Consider the following 15,145-nt stretch of genomic DNA (forward strand, 5'->3'; position numbering starts at 1 on the left):
CGCGGACGATGGGAACGGGTTGGCGGCGCGCCGGTTGTGCCAGGGAGGAGACAACGATGAGCCAGCCCAATTCCGAAGGCCGCAAAGCCAACGCCGCCCAACCGCTCGGTGAAACCCCCGGCCTGAAGTCCGAGGCCGACCACAAGAAGACCGCCGACCGATCGCGAAAGGCGGCCGGGCCAGATGGGCCCGACGCGCGCGAGATCGGCGATACGTTCAAGGACTAGCCACAGCCTGCCAGCCCCGCCGGTTCATGCCCGGTTCAAGCCTGCGACGCGAAGCTGGTTTGACTCCCTCCAAGCCCTCGTGGTGAGGTTAATGTCGAGGGCGACAGGGGGCCTCCGCACGTCATGAACCGTCTCATCGCGCTGGCCGCCGCCGCGCCGCTCGCCTTGCTTGCCGGCCAGAGCCTGGCCCAGACCCCCGCCCCGCCGCAGGCCGAAGTCCTGCGCTTCGAGGCGCCGCAGCGGCCCATCGCCGTCACCCTGCCCACCCCCGGCGAGTGCCGCGCCCTGCTGCCGGCCCACATTGAAAACCTCGTCTACGGCCTCGGGGTCGAAGGCGCGACGTTGCTGACTCAGGATGGCCTGCAGACCCTGACCATGCACCTCACCCCGGAGGGCGCGCCCAAGGTGGCCGCGTGGCTGGACTGTCACTACGCAACGCTCGGCTATGTCGGCGCGCGCAGCAGCATCATCCTGGAGGCGGGCGTCTGGAAGGTTCGGGTCCGCGAAGGCCGCGTGACCGGGCTCACGGTTCAAGGCGCCGACGCCTCGCAGGAAGCCTTCATCCGCCGCGCCTTCGCAGACGTGAAGGTCGGCCAGCTGCTCAACGTCCGCGACCTCAAGCGCGGGGCTGACGCGGCCAGCCGCTTCGGCTTCTGGGGCGTCGCGCCCTCGGTGACGCCGGATGGCGACGGCGTCACGCTTGTTCTGACGGTCTCTCCCGGCCCGCCCGGCATCTTCCTCAGCGCCCAGAACGCCTCGGCCGAGACGGTGGGAAGCTGGAGCGGCGGGGCCAGCCTGATCTTCGGCGACCTCACCCCGCTGCATGAGCGCACCATCATCGGCGTCTTCCACGACCTGACCGGCGACGCCCAGCGGGGCGCTCAGATCTCCAGCCAGGTCCTGATGACGGCCTCCGGCCTGGAGCTGAAGGGCGACCTGGCCATCTTCGAGCAATCGCCCAATGAACGCGCGCCGAACCTCGACACCGAAGGCGTCACCCGCGTCGGCCGCCTTGAACTGCGCCATCCCCTGGGCCTGGCCAGCAACAGCCGTGGCAGCGTGCTCTTCGCCGGTCGCGCCGGCGTCGAGGCCATCGACCAGGACACCGACCTCGCCGAGGGCCCGCTGTCGGGCGCCGCCACGGTGCGCGACCGCCTGCGGGTCGCCTATGCCGGGGTGCAGGCGGACTTCCGCTCCAAAAATACCACGGCGTATGGCTATGTCAGCCTGCGAAAGGGCCTCGACGGTTTGGGCTCCAGCGACGAGGGCGACGCCCTGCTCAGCCGAGTCGATGCCGATCCCGCCGCCCTGGTGCTGCGCTTCGAGGGGGCCGCCTCGATCAATTCCGGCGGCTTCCTCATCGAGCCGCGCCTGCGGGCCCAGCTCTCCGACAAGCCGCTGCTGCAGTATGAGGAATTCACCTACGGCGGCCTCATCGGCGGCCGGGCGCTGGATCCCGGCGCCCTGTTCGGCGACAGCGGCGTCAGCGGCTCGGTCGATATCTATGGCCCGGCCGCCAAGCTGGGGACCCGCTTCTCGATCCGGCCCGCCGCCTTCGTCGAGGGCGCCTGGGCGACCAACGAGGATGATCTGGGCCCGGCCGTCGATCGGCTGGAAAAGCACGGCGCCTTCGCCGGGGCGGGCGTCCGCTTCAGCCTCGACGGACGCTGGAACCTGGACCTGCTCTACGCAGCCCCGCTGGGCGACACGGTCGGGGTGCCCGACCAGTTCGTCGGACCCAAGGTGTCAGTAGGCATATCGGGCGGGTTCAGCTTCTGAAGCCTTGGCGACGGCGGTCGCCAGCCGGGCCTCGATGACCTCCGCCGACAGTTGCAGAACCAGGGCGGCATCACGCTGCTGGTCGCTGATCAGGCCGGCGGCGACCAGCTGTTCGCCGATCCGCTCGCTCATTCCCCGGCCCCGCGCCAGCGCGCTTTGCAGATCATCGTGGCTGAGGGCGCCGGCCCGGACCAGCAGGTCGCCCAGCCGCACATAGCCTGAGCGGATGTCGCGCCACAGCGCCGCCTCGTCCGAGGCGCTGATCCTCCCCTGGCCGCGCACCTGGGCCAGAGCCGCCCGGCCGCGCGCAAACGGCGAAGGTTCCCAGGCAAAGCGGATGGCGAAGGCGACATCGCTGAGCGGGGCATAGAGGTAGCGGACGCTCTTCACCCCGGCGGCCCCGAGGAGCTTCTCCAGCTCGGCGCGGCGGGCGGCCGGCAGCGGCTCGGCCAGGGCCACATCGAGGGTGCCGTTCTGGCGGCGCAGGGGCACGGCGGCGAACCAGGCGGCCTGCTCCGGCTTGAGCAGCCACAGGACGCTGTCCTCGATCTGGAACGGATCGAACATCGAGGCGTAGACCTCGCCGCGCTCGGCGAAGGCCTCCGCCAGGTGCTCGTCCTCGACGAGGCCGAGGTCGAGAAGCTGCAGGCCAATGGGCCGGTAGCGCGCTTTCTGGGCGGTAAGCGCCTGGTCGAGGCCGGCCTCGTCCAAGTGATTCCAGAAGCGCAGCACATCACCGACCCGGCCGCCGCGCTCGAGCTCCGACAGCGAGGGATAGCTGTGCTGGGTCTTGTCCCAGGCGATGGTGCGGCCGGTGATCAGATGGCTGACGTACTGGCGCAGCGAGCGGAAGAAGGCCCCGAAGCCGATCAGGTTGGACACCACGATCCGCACCGGCGTCAGCGGCACATGTTTGAGCCCATGGTTGATCCCGGTGAACCAGGCCCGGTGCAGGATGCGGTTGACCAGGAAGATGAAGTTCAGCGCCACCAGCCACCAGACCCACTTCTTGTCGATGATCGGCGGCAACTGCGCCACCTGTGGCCAGATCGCCGAGACGCCCCAGTAGCCCAGCACCTGGATGACGATCAGATAGGCGAGCGCCCCGACCGGCGAGGTGAACAGCGCCTTGCGGTCTCGGAACAGGTAATAGCGGTTCGACAACCCGCCGAACCAGCCGAGCTGCTTCCAGCCCAAGTAGGAGATGCCCAGCATCCAGCGGGTCTTCTGGCGCACCGAGGTCTGGAAGCGGTCGGGGAAGAACTCCTTGGTGGCGACCAGCTCGCGCTTCATCACCGTCACCTCGCCCTTGCCGAACCAGCGCTTGCGTTGGCGCGGCACCCGGGCGTGATAGCGGATGAACTCGGACGGATAGCCGAGTGAGGCCAGCCGGTGGGCGACGTCATAGTCCTCGGTCAGGCTGTCGGTGTTGAACGGCTGGCCGTCCTTTTCCCGCACCAGGGCCAGCATGGCCGAGCGGGCGAAGGCGGTGGCGACGCCTGCCGAGGGGGTCATCCCGGTCACCGCCGAACGGACCGGCAGGTCCTTGGTGTGGAACTCGGCGAACTCGTCCATGTAGTGGCAGGCGACCAGCTTGTGCCACTGGCGGTCCATGGACAGCACCGGCATCTGGATCATGCCGTTGTCCTCGATGAACCAATTGACCGTTTTCAAACCGTAGGGGTGAACCACGTCCTCGGCGTCATGCATCAGGAAGACGTCGAACTTCTCCCCGGTCCGCTGCTCGTGCAGCAGGATGTTCTGGACCAGCCAGTTGAGGCAGTCGGCCTTGCTGGTCGGGCCGTCGTGCGGCACCTCGGCAAGGTAGGTGTTGGGAAAGCGCTGGCGGACCTTCTCCACCTCCCGCCGGGTGTCGGGGTCGTTGGCGTAGACGCCGACGAAGATCTTGTAGCGGGCGTAGTTGAAGGTCTTGTTGGTGTTGGCCACCATGTTGGCGATGACGTCGCTCTCCTGCCAGGCAGGAACCATGATGGCGATCAGCTTTTCAGGATGGGCGTCGAGCCGGGCCTGCTTGGGCGGGCGTCCCCAGAAATCCCACAACTTTTCCCAGCGCTGCCACCAGTACATCAGGTCGATGAACAGGTCGTCGATCGAGCTGATGGTGATCAGCACGGCGGTGATGATGATGGCGACCTTGAGCACGCCCCAGTAGCCGAGGACGGCCGCGAAGGCGCTGTCGCCGGTGATGCCCACCGACGCCAGCCAACCCGCGATCTGCGCCAGCGCGTTGTCCATGCCCCCCCCAACCCTCGAAAAGGGTTAACCAGCATTCAGCCTTTCCACGGGGTCCACCGCAAGTCCTTGCGCGTACTGACGGGTAAGGATGTCGGCGATCCGCTCGGAGGCGTAGCCGTCGCCGAACGGGCTGAGGGCCTTGGACATCTTGTGACGCTCGTCCTCATTGGTCAGCAGCAGACAGGCCGCGGCGGCGACGCCGTGACGGCTGACTCCGACCAGGCGGGCGACGCCGGCGGTCACCGCCTCCATCCGCTCGGTGGATTCCCGCAGGATCAGGACGGGGACGCCGAACACTGGCGCCTCTTCCTGGACGCCGCCGCTGTCGGACAGGATGGCGACGCAGCTTTTCAGCAGGCTGAGGAAGTCAGGGTATTCGAGCGGGCCGACGATGCGGATGCGCGGCTGGCCTTCCAGCATCGCGAACACCCGTTGCCGGAGCGCCGGATTGGCGTGGGCCACGAAGACGATCTCGACGTCCGGGACATGGTCGCGGATGTCCAGCAGGGCGCCCAGCACATGGTCGAGGGCCTCGCCCCAGTTTTCGCGCCGGTGCAGGGTGACCATGATCCGGCGCAGACCGGCGGTCAGCGGTTCGGCGGTGATGCCGGCGGCCGTGAGGCGTACGCTGTCGACGCCAGTGTTGCCGGTGACGAAAACGCGGTCGTCGCGCACCCCCTGGCGATGCAGGTTGGCGGCGGCGAAGCCCGTCGGGGCGAAGTGGAGATCAGCCAGTTGGCCGACCACGCAGCGCCAGCCTTCTTCCGGGAAAGGACTGGCCAGGTCGAAGGTGCGCAGGCCCGCCTCTACGTGCGCCACGGGGATGCGGCGGGCAAAGGCGGCCATGGCGCCGGCGGCGGTCGATGAGGTGTCGCCCTGGACGATCACCAGGTCGGGCGCACAGGCCTCATAGGCTTCGTCCAGCTGGCCCATGACGTGGGCGAAGCGGGCGCCGAGGCTGCCGAGGTTGTCGGGCGGGACCAGGCTGAGGTCGGGATCGATGCCGAGAGTCGTCAGGGTCTGGCGGTTGAGCGCCGCCTGTTGCTCGGTCGAGATCCAGATGGGGTCGAACCCCGCACTTGCCGCCAGCGCCGCCCTTACTGGCGCCAGCTTGACCACCTCGGGCCGGGTCCCGGCCACAATCGCCACCCTCACGGTCGTATTCCTTCAACCGGGGCAGCCCGTCGCCGCCCCATGTGTGGAGAAATGACGGCGTTCGATTGAACTCTGTCTGAGGTCGCCGTTGGCTGGCGTTCATATTCCGGTTGGAGAAGTAGGGATTAGCTGGCCAGACCGATGGCCTTCAGCCGTTCGTGCAGGAATTCGCCGGCCGAGATGTCCGGATACGTCTTGCCCCCCTCGCCGATGCATTGCGGCAGGACGTCGAGCCGCGTCGCCAGGGTCGGGTGCATGAAGAAGGGCATGGAGTAGCGGCTGGCGTTCTCCGCCCCCTCCGGATTGACCACCCGGTGGGTGGTCGAGGGGATCAGGCCATTGGTCAGGCGCTGAAGCATGTCGCCGGAATCGACGATCAGGTTGCGCGGCGCGGTCTCGACCGGCAGCCAGCTGCCGTCGCGGTCGAGCAGCTGCAGCCCGGCGCCCTTGGCGGCGACCAGGATGGTGATGAAATTGATGTCCTCATGCGCCGCCGAGCGCACCGCGCCGTCCGGGTCGCCGTTGATCGGCGGGTAGTGAAGGACCCGCAGCAGGGAGGTGCCGTACTTCACCCGCTCGTCGAAATAATCCTCCGGCAGGCCGAGGTTGGGGGCCAGGGCGCGGAGCAGGATCTGGCCGGTTTCGTTGAGGGCGGCGAACAGGCGGGTGAAGGTCTCCTGGAACCCGGCGATCTCGGCGGGCCATACGTTTTCGGGAAACGGCTCATCGGCGGGCGCGTCCGGGCTGGGATCGTGGCCGATCTGCCAGAACTCCTTGAGGTCCGGCTTGCTGCTGTCCTTGGCGTGCTCGACGCCGAAGGGGGTGTAGCCGCGCATGCCGGCGGCGTAGGCTTTCTTGGCGTCCTCCGGCAGGGCGAAGACCTTCTCTGCCAGGCCATAGGCCGTCTCGAGCAGGTCGGGCGAGACGTTGTGGTCGGCCAGGGTGAAGAAGCCGAACTCCTTGAGGCCCCGGAACAGGTCGGCGGAGAACCGCGCCCGGCTGGCGGCGTCGCCGTGGGTGTAGGCCTTGAGGCTGAGTTCGGGGACGTGTCGGGTCATGGGCAGTCTCTTGCCAGTTGGGCAGGTATTTTAGGCCCCCGCGAGCGCCGCGTCGACTTCGGCGCGGGTCGGCAGCGACGGCTGGGCGCCGGCGCGGGTCACCGCCAGGGCGCCGGCGGTGCAGGCGAAGGCCAGGGCGTCCTTCGGAGGCTGGCCTTCCAGCAGGGCGACGGCCAGGGCGGCGACGAAGCAGTCCCCGGCCCCGGTGGTGTCGACGACGGTGACCGGCGGCGGGGCGGCGGCGGCGATCTCCACCCCGTCCTTGAACAGTTTGGCGCCGGCCCCGCCGAGGGTGACCGCGACCAGGCCCGGGGATTGATGCAGGCTCTCGCCGTAGAAGGCGGCCTCGGTCTCATTGACGACCAGCAGGTCGGCGCGGTCGAGCAGGGTCTGGGGCACGACGGCGGCCGGGGCCAGGTTGACGGCGACGAAGCCGGTGGCGCGTTCGGCGGCGGCGGCAACGGTGGGGATCGGCAGCTCCAGCTGCAGGATGACGGCGCCCTCCAGGGTGTTGGGCAGGTCGCCGGGCAGGACGCCGGCGTTGGCGCCGGGGGCGACGATGATCTGGTTCTCGCCCTCGGCGGAGACGGCGATCAGGGCTACGCCCGTGGCCAGCTCGGGCCGGGTGGCCACGCCCCAGAGATCGACGCCGTCACGGCGCAGCAGGCCCAGGGCTTCGTCGGCCATGCCGTCCTTGCCGGTGGCTCCGATCAACTGGACGGCGGCGCCGAGGCGGCGGGCGGCCAGCGCCTGGTTGGCGCCCTTGCCGCCGGGGTGGCGGGCCAGGGTGGCGCCGGTGACCGTCTCGCCCGGCGCCGGCAGGGTGGCGGCGGTGGCCACGAAGTCGAGGTTGATCGAGCCGACGACGGTCAGGGCGACGCTCATTTGAGCCGCTCCGTGATCAGGTCGAAGACCCCCTGCCCGTCCGCCCTGGTGACCCAGCGATGCGGCGAGGCGGCGGCGTCACGGAACTCGACGGCGGTGTGGCCGAGGGCCAGGGGTGACGCGGTCTCGACGGCGATCCGGCAAGGAACCGTTTCGAACAGCCGCGGGGCGATCAGCCAGGCGATCGGGCAGGGGTCGTGCAGGGGGGCGTCGAGGCCGCGGACGATCTGGTGCTCGATCCGGCGGGAGAAGCGCAGGAGGGAAGCCGCGGCGGCGGCGCGTGGGTTTGCGAGGGCCTCGATGGCGGCGATGCGGTCCTGCGTGGCTCGCACCTGGTGGGTGGCGTCGAGGCCGTGGACGATCACCGGCGCGCCGCTGGCGAAGACCACATGGGCAGCGTGGGGGTCGGCGAAGATGTTGTATTCGGCCGAGGCGGTGATGTTGCCGCCCTCCAGCCTGGCCCCGCCCATGACCACCACCCGGCGGATGCGGCCGACGATGGCCGGTTCCAGGACCATGGCCATGGCCAGGTTGGTGAAGGGGCCGGTGACGACGATATCGACGGTTCCCGGTGGGTGGTCCTGCAGGGTTTTGATCAGGAAATCGACGGCGTGAGGCCCGGGTTCGTCCGGGACATCGCTGAGGGGCATGTCGCCCAGGCCCGATTCGCCATGGAAGTGGCCCGCCTCGACCGGGACGCGGACCATGGGCCGCTGGCAGCCGGCCAGGACCGGCACGTCATCACGGCCCGCCAGGCTTCGAATGATGCGGGCGTTGCGGGCGGTCAGTGGCGCGGCGACGTTGCCGGCGACGGTGGTGACGCCGAGGAGGTCGAGCTCGGGGCTGGCGAAGGCGAGCAGCAGAGCGACGCCGTCGTCCACCCCCGGATCGCAGTCGATGATCAGGGTAGAATGTGACACCCCTCCATTGTCGGCCGGACCGGGGTCCGGCCGCAATAGGGTCAGATGACGCCCAGCTCGCGCAGCTGGTCGAGGAAGCGGCGGGTGTTGCTGTAGTTCTTGGCGGTCAGGCCCTGGGTCTCGTAGTCGGCGAACACCGAGTCCGGCACCACAACGCCGTCTTCGACGCGATCGATCTTGCCGGCCTTGATCAGCCGCTGCACGTGGCGGCGGGCGGTCTCGTAGGAGATGCCCAGCTCACGGGCCACGACATAGACGCTGACCGGCCGGCGGACGTCGTTGGGCGGGATGTCGTTGCTGGCCTGGAAGCGGCCGTCGGGGCCGTTCAGGTGGCGGGTGTTGGCCTCGGTGATGGCCAGCAGGATCAGGCCGTCGAGGATGTCGCCGCCGCCGAAGCTCTTGACCAGGGTGAGGCCCTGCAGGAACCAGCGCGAGGACAGCCGCGCCACGATGCGCTTCTGGTCGATGGTCGTCTCGTCGTTCACCGGGGTTGGGAACTCGGCCGTCTTGAGTGCGGATTGAGGCATTGTGCGTCCCCCCGGAGCGCGGGTTCTGGGTGAGTGGGCGAGTAAGCTACTCTTGGGTAATCCTGCACCAATCTGGGCATAGCTCAAAGAACATCGTGACCCAAATCGAGGGTTGGACAAGATGTCGCGGGTCAGGAGATGATCGGGGCTTCCTCGGGTCGCGCGTCACAGGTTTCCATGCACATGTCTCTTCGCTTCGCACCGGTCCTGCTGGCCGCCCTTGTCCTGGCGGCGCCGGCCCCGAGCCTTGCCCGGCAGGCCGACGGCTACCGCATGCCGCCGGCACCGATCCCGCAGATCATCGACGCCGAGCCGACGCCGGTCGTCACCCCCTCGCGCGACCGCAAGCTGATCGCCCTGATCGGCCGCGAGAACCTGCCGTCGATCGCGGCGGTGTCCGAACCGATCCTGCGGCTGGCCGGGGCGCGGGTGAACCCGCGCACCAACGGCCCGATCGAGGCCCGCACCACCTATCTGCGGTCCCTGAGCTTCATCACTGTCAACGGCGGGGGCGAGGTGAAGGCGGCGCTACCGGCCGGCCTGCGCGCCCTCGGCGCCTCCTGGTCGCCGGACGGCCGCTGGCTGGCGATGATGGCCGAATCCGCGGACGGCCTAGACCTGTGGGTGGTCAGTTCGAAGACCGGCGAGGCGCGCCGGGTCGGCGACGTGAAGCTCAACGCCGCCTTCGGGGCCGCCTACGGCTGGCTGCCGGACAGCTCCGGCTTCCTGGCCCGCGTCGTGCCGCCCGGGCGTGGCCAGCCGCCCGCCGCCGAGACAACGCCGACCGGGCCGCTGGTGCAGGAGAGCAAGGGCCGCGCCGCGCCGGTGCGCACCGCCCAGGACCTGCTGGCCTCGCCGCGGGACGAGGCCCTGTTCGAGCACTATTTCACCAGCCAGCTGGTCCGTATCGGCCTTGATGGCGCGGTGACGCCGGTCGGCAAGCCCGGCCTCTACAGCGGCGCGCAGGTCTCGCCCGACGGCCGCTTCATCCTGACCACCCGGGTCAAGCGGCCGTTCAGCTACATCGTGTCGGCCGGCCGCTTCCCGACCGAGATCGCCGTCATCGACTGGTCGGGCGCGGTGGTGAAGGCGGTGGTCGACCGGCCGCTGGCCGACGACCTGCCGCCGCCGTTCGACGCGGTGGTGACCGGGCCGCGCAGCGTCAGCTGGCGCGACGACGCCCCGGCGACGCTGGTCTGGGTCGAGGCCCAGGACGGCGGCGATCCACGCGCCAAGGTCGCCGTCCACGACCGCGTACTGATGCAGGCCGCGCCCTTCACCGCCCCGCCGACCACCCTGGTCGACCTGGCCGAGCGTTTCGCCGGCATCGACTGGGGCCGCCGCGACCTGGCCGTCGTCCACAGCCAGTGGTTCGACACCCGCCACGAAACGCGGATGGCGGTGAACCCGTCGCGTCCCGGAACGCCCCGCATCCTGGTCAGCCGCAACTACCAGGGCCGCTACGACGACCCGGGCGACGTGCTGATGACCTCGCTGCCCAACGGTCGCCAGGTCATCCATTTCACCCCCGACGGCCGCGGCATGTACATGAGCGGGCCCGGCGAGACGCCGGAGGGAGGCTTCCCCTTCCTGGCGTCGATGTCGTTCGAGACCGGCAAGTCCACCCGGCTGTGGACCTCCGGCGCCAGCCACTACGAGCAGGTGCTCGACCTGATCGACGACGCCCGGCTGATCCTGCTGACCCGCCGCGAGAGCCGCGCCGACAACCCCAACTATTTCCTGCGGGACGTGAAGGGCGGCAAGCTGGCCCAGCTGACCCGCATCCCCGACCCGGCGCCGCAGTTCGCCGGGGTGACCAAGCAGGAGGTCAAGTACAAGCGGGCCGACGGGGTGCAGCTGTCGGGCACGCTGTACCTGCCGGCCGGCTACGACAAGGACCGCGACGGGCCGCTGCCGATGCTGATGTGGGCCTATCCGGCCGAGTTCACCGACGCCGGGGTGGCCGGCCAGACGGTCGACCGCTCCAACCGCTTCACCCGGCCAGGCGGCATCAGCCACCTGTTCCTGCTGACCCAGGGCTACGCCATCTTCGACAACCCCTCGATGCCGATCGTCGGGGTGAACGGGGCCGAGCCCAACGACACCTACATCGAACAGCTGACCGCCGACGCCGAGGCCGCCGTGAAGGCGGTGGTCGACCTGGGCGTGGCCGACCGCGACCGCATCGCCATCGGCGGCCACAGCTACGGCGCCTTCATGACCGCCAACCTGCTGGCCCATACCGACCTGTTCCGGGCCGGCATCGCCCGCTCGGGGGCCTACAACCGCACCCTGACGCCGTTCGGCTTCCAGTCGGAACAGCGCACCTACTGGGAGGCGACCGACACCTACACGAAGATGAGCCCCTTCACCTATGCGACGAAGATCAACGAGCCGATCCTGCTGATCCACGGCGGGGCGGACGACAATTCGGGCACCTTCCCGGTGCAGACGGAGCGCTTCTTCGCGGCCCTGAAGGGGGCCGGGGCGACGGCGCGCTATGTGGTGCTGCCCAACGAGGCCCATGCCTACCGGGCCCGGGAATCGACGCTGCATACCCTGTGGGAGATGAGCGACTGGATGGACCGCTATGTGAAGGCGGCGCCGGCCCGCACACGGTGACCCACCACGATGGTGTGGGGGGTTGCGGCGAGGGTGCGAACAGGCAACTTTCACCCCCTGCCCCGCTAGGAATTGTCCATGCTCAAGTCCCTCGCCGTCCGCGTGCTGATCGCCCTGGTCCTGGGGCTGCTGGTCGGCGCCGCGCTGCAGGTCTGGGCGCCCAAATCCATCCAGGACGGGATGACCATCGTCGAGGCGCTGGGCTCGCTGTGGCTCAACGCCCTGCGGATGACCATCGTGCCGCTGGTCTTCACCCTGCTGGTGCTGGGCATCGCCTCGGTGGCCGACGCCGCCGCCACCGGCAAGCTGGCGGCCAGGGCCATCGTGCTGTTCGGTGTCTTCCTGGCGGTGTTCGCGACATACAGCGTGCTGGTGACGCAGGGCTGGCTGGCGCTGTGGCCGATCGACGAGGCGGCCGGCGCGGCCTTGCGGGCCAGCGCCCAGGCCCCCGACGCGGCGGCGGCCAAGGCCTCGACCGTCGCCGACTTTCTCAGGACCCTGGCCCCGGCCAACGCGCTGAAGGCCGCCGTCGAGGACGCCATCCTGCCGCTGGTGGTGTTCGGGGTCTTCTTCGGTTTCGGGGCCAGCCGTCTCGGCGACGACCTCAAGCTGCCGTTGCTGACCGTCTTCCGGGCCGTGGCCGAGACCATGCTCAATGTCGTGCGCTGGGTGCTGTGGGCGGCGCCGATCGGGGTCTTCGCCCTGTCGCTGAGCGTCGGCCTGCGCACGGGCGTGGCCAGCGCCGCCACCCTTCTGCAGTACATCGTCATCGTCTCGACCATCACCGCCTCGATCACCGTCATCATGTTCGTCATCGTCGCCCTGAGCCGGGCGGCGAAGTTCGGGGAGTTCCTGCGGGCCGCCGGGCCGGTGCTGGCCGTGGCCTTCTCTACCCAGTCGTCGCTGGCCAGTCTGCCGGCCATGCTGGAGCGGACGCGGGACAACCTCGGGGTTCCGGTGCGCATCACCGGCCTGGTGCTGCCGCTGGCGGTGGCGGTGTTCCGCGCCACCAGCCCGGTCGCCAACCTCGCCGCCGCCCTGTTCGTCGCCCACCTCTACGGCGTCGAGCCGGGGCTGCCGCAGATCCTGGCGGCCATCCTGGTGTCGTTCGCCGTGGCCGTCGGCTCGGTCGGCCTGCCCGGCCAGATCAGCTTCTTCGCCAGCGTGGCGCCGATCTGCATCGCCCTGGGCGCGCCGATCGACCTGCTGCCCATCCTGCTGGCGGTCGAGGTGGTTCCGGATATCTTCCGTACGCTGGGCAACGTCACCGCCGACATGGGGGTGACCACCATGCTGGCGAAGGGTGAGCGGGAGGGGGAAGCAATGATTGAAATTCACACTCCCTAAATCGTCCCCCCGGCAGAAGCAAAAACAACATAGACCCTAACTTGGAATCCCCGCTCCTCCGGTGTTTGGCACGTTGGGGTCAAATATCGTTGGCAAACTATGAAAATCATTATTTGAGTCCCGTTGATAGAACTCAATATGAAAGTTGAATCCTTTAATCGTTCCGGCCTTTCTATACGGCACCGCCCAATAAGCTATTTGGCACGGGCCAACTTGGTCAGTGGGTACAGATTGAACTGGCTTGTGGTCGGGTTGCACACCCTTAAAGACAAACCGAAGTCCATAGTCCCCGGCTTTATCATCCGTCCTTTTCATTGAAACGCCAGCCTCGCCCTTTTCGAAGCCCCAATTTAAATCACCATCAAGCTCAAGCATTATCCAGCACATACTTCCTTCCAATTTTGGCAAGTCAAATGGAGTGTTAGACTTATTCTTGTTAAGTAAAATTTCCAGTATTTTCTGAATTTTACTCACTCTAAAGTTGCTTTTTCCCTCAATTATGTGATTATGTCGGTCGGCTATGCCTTTTGCGTATTGAAATATCTTCCTGTTTTTTTGAGGTCCGTTGCCGACATATTCTAAACCAAAATGAAGTTCCTTATTGCTTCCTGGACCAATAGTTATTTTAAGGTGGTGAATTGGAGCATCATCTGCCACCTGTGCTCCAGTATATGTTTGCGGAATAGGGGCGCGTTCATTGTGTTCTTGAGTCATTGCCTATTTCCTTATGTTCATATGCATCCACTACTGCGATAGCCCGCCTTGCCTCGGCAATTTGATTGCGCCAGCTCGCGTTCGTCGGATCTCGCACCAGCAGGGGGCCAAACACGGCGAGAACCCTTTCGTAGCTCCGACGGGACTCGACATAGTCTTTGTCGTGAAAAGAGATGCGACCGAGCGCCACCTGACCGGTCGCCCAGCTATCCAGGTATTTGGCGTTGTCCGGCTCAGACTTCAGCAGGCGGTCCAGCATTGCGACCTGCTGCGAGCGCTCGACGCGCGCGCCTGCGGTATCTTGCCCACCTCCCGGCAACATGCGGGCATCAGCCAGCCACCCATGATTGGTTGCAAGATCAAACTGTGCGGCCGGGTCCTTAGGAGCGCGTTTAGAGACTTGCTCGGCCAGCGCCACCGCCGAAGCGCAAAGCCGCAGCGCTGCGGGCTTGTCTTGCTTCTGCGCGACGGCCAAGGAACAGAGGCCATTTTCCGAGTACGCCAGCTCCTTCAGCGTTCGAAGCGTTCCGGGCTCGAGGTCGCGCAGCCGGTGGGCTAGTCGGGCATACTCCAACCAGTCTGTCTGGGCGGCAGTCGCCTGTCGCCGCAGATGGGCAAGCATGCCGCGCCAGAACACACTTTGAGCATGAGTCCAGATGGCGTCGGCGTCCTCGGATGAAGCTTCCAAGTCAGTGCGTGTAACGCGGTATGCTTCATCGACACGGCTCGTTGCGGTGTCGAGGTCGCCTCGCCCGATGTCGTCTTCGGCCAGTGCGAGGAGAATCCGCGCCCAGCGCTGACGCGATGCGGCTGGAAGCGCCTGGAAATCCTGCTCACGGTAGTAGTCCAGCGCACGCTGGTTGACTTTCGTCTGAACCGGCAGACTGCCCGCCCCCTTCAATCCGTCGCGCAAGTCCGTGAGCATGAATTCCACCAACTGCTCGGCCGACGCGCGCTGCCGTTCCGCCTCCTTACGGGCGGCCAGGGCGACGGTCGTCATCGCGCCCATGATGAGCATGCCCGCCACGGCCGCCGCTGTGATGGCCGTCACGGTCCGCTGCCGACGCTGGGCGTCGCGGCGGATCAGCTGATCGACGCCGACCCCCGCCAGCCCGGCCGCGAGCTTGAGCACCGCCAGCCGTTCACCATCGCCCTGTTTGCGGAAATCGGCCGCCAGGGGCTCCAGCCCGCCAGCCGACAACGCCGGTGGAAAGGCCTCCGATGGCTCGCCGCGCAGCAGGGCGGCCAGGACCGGGCGATCCGGATGCATCTGCCGGAAGGTCTCGATTTCCCGGGCGACCCAGGGCGAGGCGGCGGCGTCCGGGGAGCAGACGACGACCAGACAGGCCGATTGCGACAGGGCCTCCCGGACCTGCGAGCCGAGGTCGGCGGCGGCGGGAAGCTCTTCGCGGTCCTTGAAGATCGGCGTCAGTCGGCGACCGACGCCGAGCGCTTTCGGCAGCCGGTAGGCTTCAAGCCGGCGATGCAGCCGCGCGGCGAAAACCCCGTCGCGGTGGCTGTAACTGATAAAGGCGCGATACCCCGCCGCCGCGCGGTCGGCGACCTGCGTCATTGGCATACCCCCGAAGACCGGCTTTTCGACCGGCGCTCGACGAACGTTGCCATGCAAAGCTGTTTGCCGCAATCACTCGATC

The 15,145-nt window shown here is 67.8% G+C and carries 12 protein-coding genes; 4 read left to right on the top strand and 8 right to left on the bottom strand.

Translation table 11 applies throughout. From position 1 onward, the window contains the following. Positions 1-56 precede the first annotated feature (56 nt). Together O5I81_RS16715 and O5I81_RS16720 are read left to right on the top strand one after the other, a co-directional pair. On the top strand, positions 57-227 hold the full coding sequence (locus tag O5I81_RS16715; RefSeq protein WP_271065995.1) for a hypothetical protein: 171 nt from the start codon (positions 57-59) through the stop codon (positions 225-227). 123 nt (positions 228-350) lie between these two features. After that, positions 351-2,006, top strand: a complete 1,656-nt coding sequence (locus O5I81_RS16720) for a hypothetical protein (protein ID WP_271065996.1) — start codon at positions 351-353, stop codon at positions 2,004-2,006. Here the strand turns inward: O5I81_RS16720 and O5I81_RS16725 are convergent. The 6 genes from O5I81_RS16725 to O5I81_RS16750 all read right to left on the bottom strand — a co-directional run bounded on the left by O5I81_RS16725 (position 1,974) and on the right by O5I81_RS16750 (position 8,807). Further along, positions 1,974-4,262 carry a glycosyl transferase family protein gene (locus tag O5I81_RS16725; RefSeq protein WP_271065997.1) on the bottom strand — a complete coding sequence of 763 codons (2,289 nt, stop codon included), beginning with the start codon at positions 4,260-4,262 and terminating at the stop codon, positions 1,974-1,976. The genes O5I81_RS16720 and O5I81_RS16725 overlap by 33 nt on opposite strands. Before the next feature lie 24 nt (positions 4,263-4,286). Next, positions 4,287-5,417 (bottom strand): UDP-N-acetylglucosamine 2-epimerase (non-hydrolyzing), encoded by a 1,131-nt coding sequence (gene wecB, locus O5I81_RS16730; protein ID WP_271065998.1) that lies wholly within the window; start codon positions 5,415-5,417, stop codon positions 4,287-4,289. A 125-nt stretch (positions 5,418-5,542) separates the two neighbouring features. Beyond that, the gene (locus O5I81_RS16735) at positions 5,543-6,475 is read right to left on the bottom strand and encodes a 2-oxoglutarate and iron-dependent oxygenase domain-containing protein (RefSeq protein ID WP_271065999.1); all 933 of its coding nucleotides are present in this window, start codon (positions 6,473-6,475) and stop codon (positions 5,543-5,545) included. Between the two features lie 30 nt (positions 6,476-6,505). Continuing rightward, positions 6,506-7,360: a ribokinase gene (locus O5I81_RS16740; RefSeq protein ID WP_271066000.1), complete on the bottom strand. Its 855-nt coding sequence runs from the start codon at positions 7,358-7,360 to the stop codon at positions 6,506-6,508. Next, on the bottom strand, positions 7,357-8,280 hold the full coding sequence (locus tag O5I81_RS16745) for a nucleoside hydrolase (protein ID WP_271066001.1): 924 nt from the start codon (positions 8,278-8,280) through the stop codon (positions 7,357-7,359). Before O5I81_RS16745 ends, O5I81_RS16740 begins: the two co-directional genes overlap by 4 nt. 41 nt (positions 8,281-8,321) lie before the next feature. Then, a complete protein-coding gene (locus tag O5I81_RS16750) occupies positions 8,322-8,807 on the bottom strand; it encodes a DeoR family transcriptional regulator (protein WP_271066002.1) in 486 nt (161 codons plus the stop codon). A gap of 177 nt (positions 8,808-8,984) precedes the next feature. On the opposite strand from O5I81_RS16750, the gene O5I81_RS16755 reads away from it, so the two are divergent. Both O5I81_RS16755 and O5I81_RS16760 read left to right on the top strand, forming a co-directional pair. Beyond that, positions 8,985-11,429 carry a prolyl oligopeptidase family serine peptidase gene (locus tag O5I81_RS16755; RefSeq protein WP_271066003.1) on the top strand — a complete coding sequence of 815 codons (2,445 nt, stop codon included), beginning with the start codon at positions 8,985-8,987 and terminating at the stop codon, positions 11,427-11,429. 78 nt (positions 11,430-11,507) lie between these two features. Then, a complete protein-coding gene (locus tag O5I81_RS16760) occupies positions 11,508-12,776 on the top strand; it encodes a cation:dicarboxylase symporter family transporter (RefSeq protein WP_271066004.1) in 1,269 nt (422 codons plus the stop codon). 36 nt (positions 12,777-12,812) lie between these two features. On the opposite strand, the gene O5I81_RS16765 is transcribed toward O5I81_RS16760, so the two are convergent. After that, complete coding sequence (locus O5I81_RS16765; RefSeq protein WP_271066005.1) at positions 12,813-13,490, bottom strand: nucleotide synthetase; 678 nt, start codon at positions 13,488-13,490, stop codon at positions 12,813-12,815. Beyond that, positions 13,471-15,063 carry a toll/interleukin-1 receptor domain-containing protein gene (locus tag O5I81_RS16770; RefSeq protein WP_271066006.1) on the bottom strand — a complete coding sequence of 531 codons (1,593 nt, stop codon included), beginning with the start codon at positions 15,061-15,063 and terminating at the stop codon, positions 13,471-13,473. Before O5I81_RS16770 ends, O5I81_RS16765 begins: the two co-directional genes overlap by 20 nt. Between the last annotated feature and the right edge of the window lie 82 nt (positions 15,064-15,145).

It is taken from the genome of Caulobacter sp. NIBR1757 (genome assembly GCF_027912495.1).
In the GTDB taxonomy this organism is placed as follows: domain Bacteria; phylum Pseudomonadota; class Alphaproteobacteria; order Caulobacterales; family Caulobacteraceae; genus Caulobacter.

Bases quoted from the DNA above. Each gene is read 5' to 3' on its own strand.
- O5I81_RS16760 (WP_271066004.1), top strand. From the start codon at position 11,508: ATGCTCAAGTCCCTCGCCGTCCGCGTGCTGATCGCCCTGGTCCTGGGG.
- O5I81_RS16750 (WP_271066002.1), bottom strand. From the start codon at position 8,807: ATGCCTCAATCCGCACTCAAGACGGCCGAGTTCCCAACCCCGGTGAAC.
- O5I81_RS16740 (WP_271066000.1), bottom strand. From the start codon at position 7,360: ATGAGCGTCGCCCTGACCGTCGTCGGCTCGATCAACCTCGACTTCGTG.
- O5I81_RS16725 (WP_271065997.1), bottom strand. From the start codon at position 4,262: ATGGACAACGCGCTGGCGCAGATCGCGGGTTGGCTGGCGTCGGTGGGC.
- O5I81_RS16755 (WP_271066003.1), top strand. From the start codon at position 8,985: ATGCACATGTCTCTTCGCTTCGCACCGGTCCTGCTGGCCGCCCTTGTC.
- O5I81_RS16770 (WP_271066006.1), bottom strand. From the start codon at position 15,063: ATGACGCAGGTCGCCGACCGCGCGGCGGCGGGGTATCGCGCCTTTATC.
- O5I81_RS16720 (WP_271065996.1), top strand. From the start codon at position 351: ATGAACCGTCTCATCGCGCTGGCCGCCGCCGCGCCGCTCGCCTTGCTT.
- O5I81_RS16715 (WP_271065995.1), top strand. From the start codon at position 57: ATGAGCCAGCCCAATTCCGAAGGCCGCAAAGCCAACGCCGCCCAACCG.
- O5I81_RS16735 (WP_271065999.1), bottom strand. From the start codon at position 6,475: ATGACCCGACACGTCCCCGAACTCAGCCTCAAGGCCTACACCCACGGC.
- O5I81_RS16765 (WP_271066005.1), bottom strand. From the start codon at position 13,490: ATGACTCAAGAACACAATGAACGCGCCCCTATTCCGCAAACATATACT.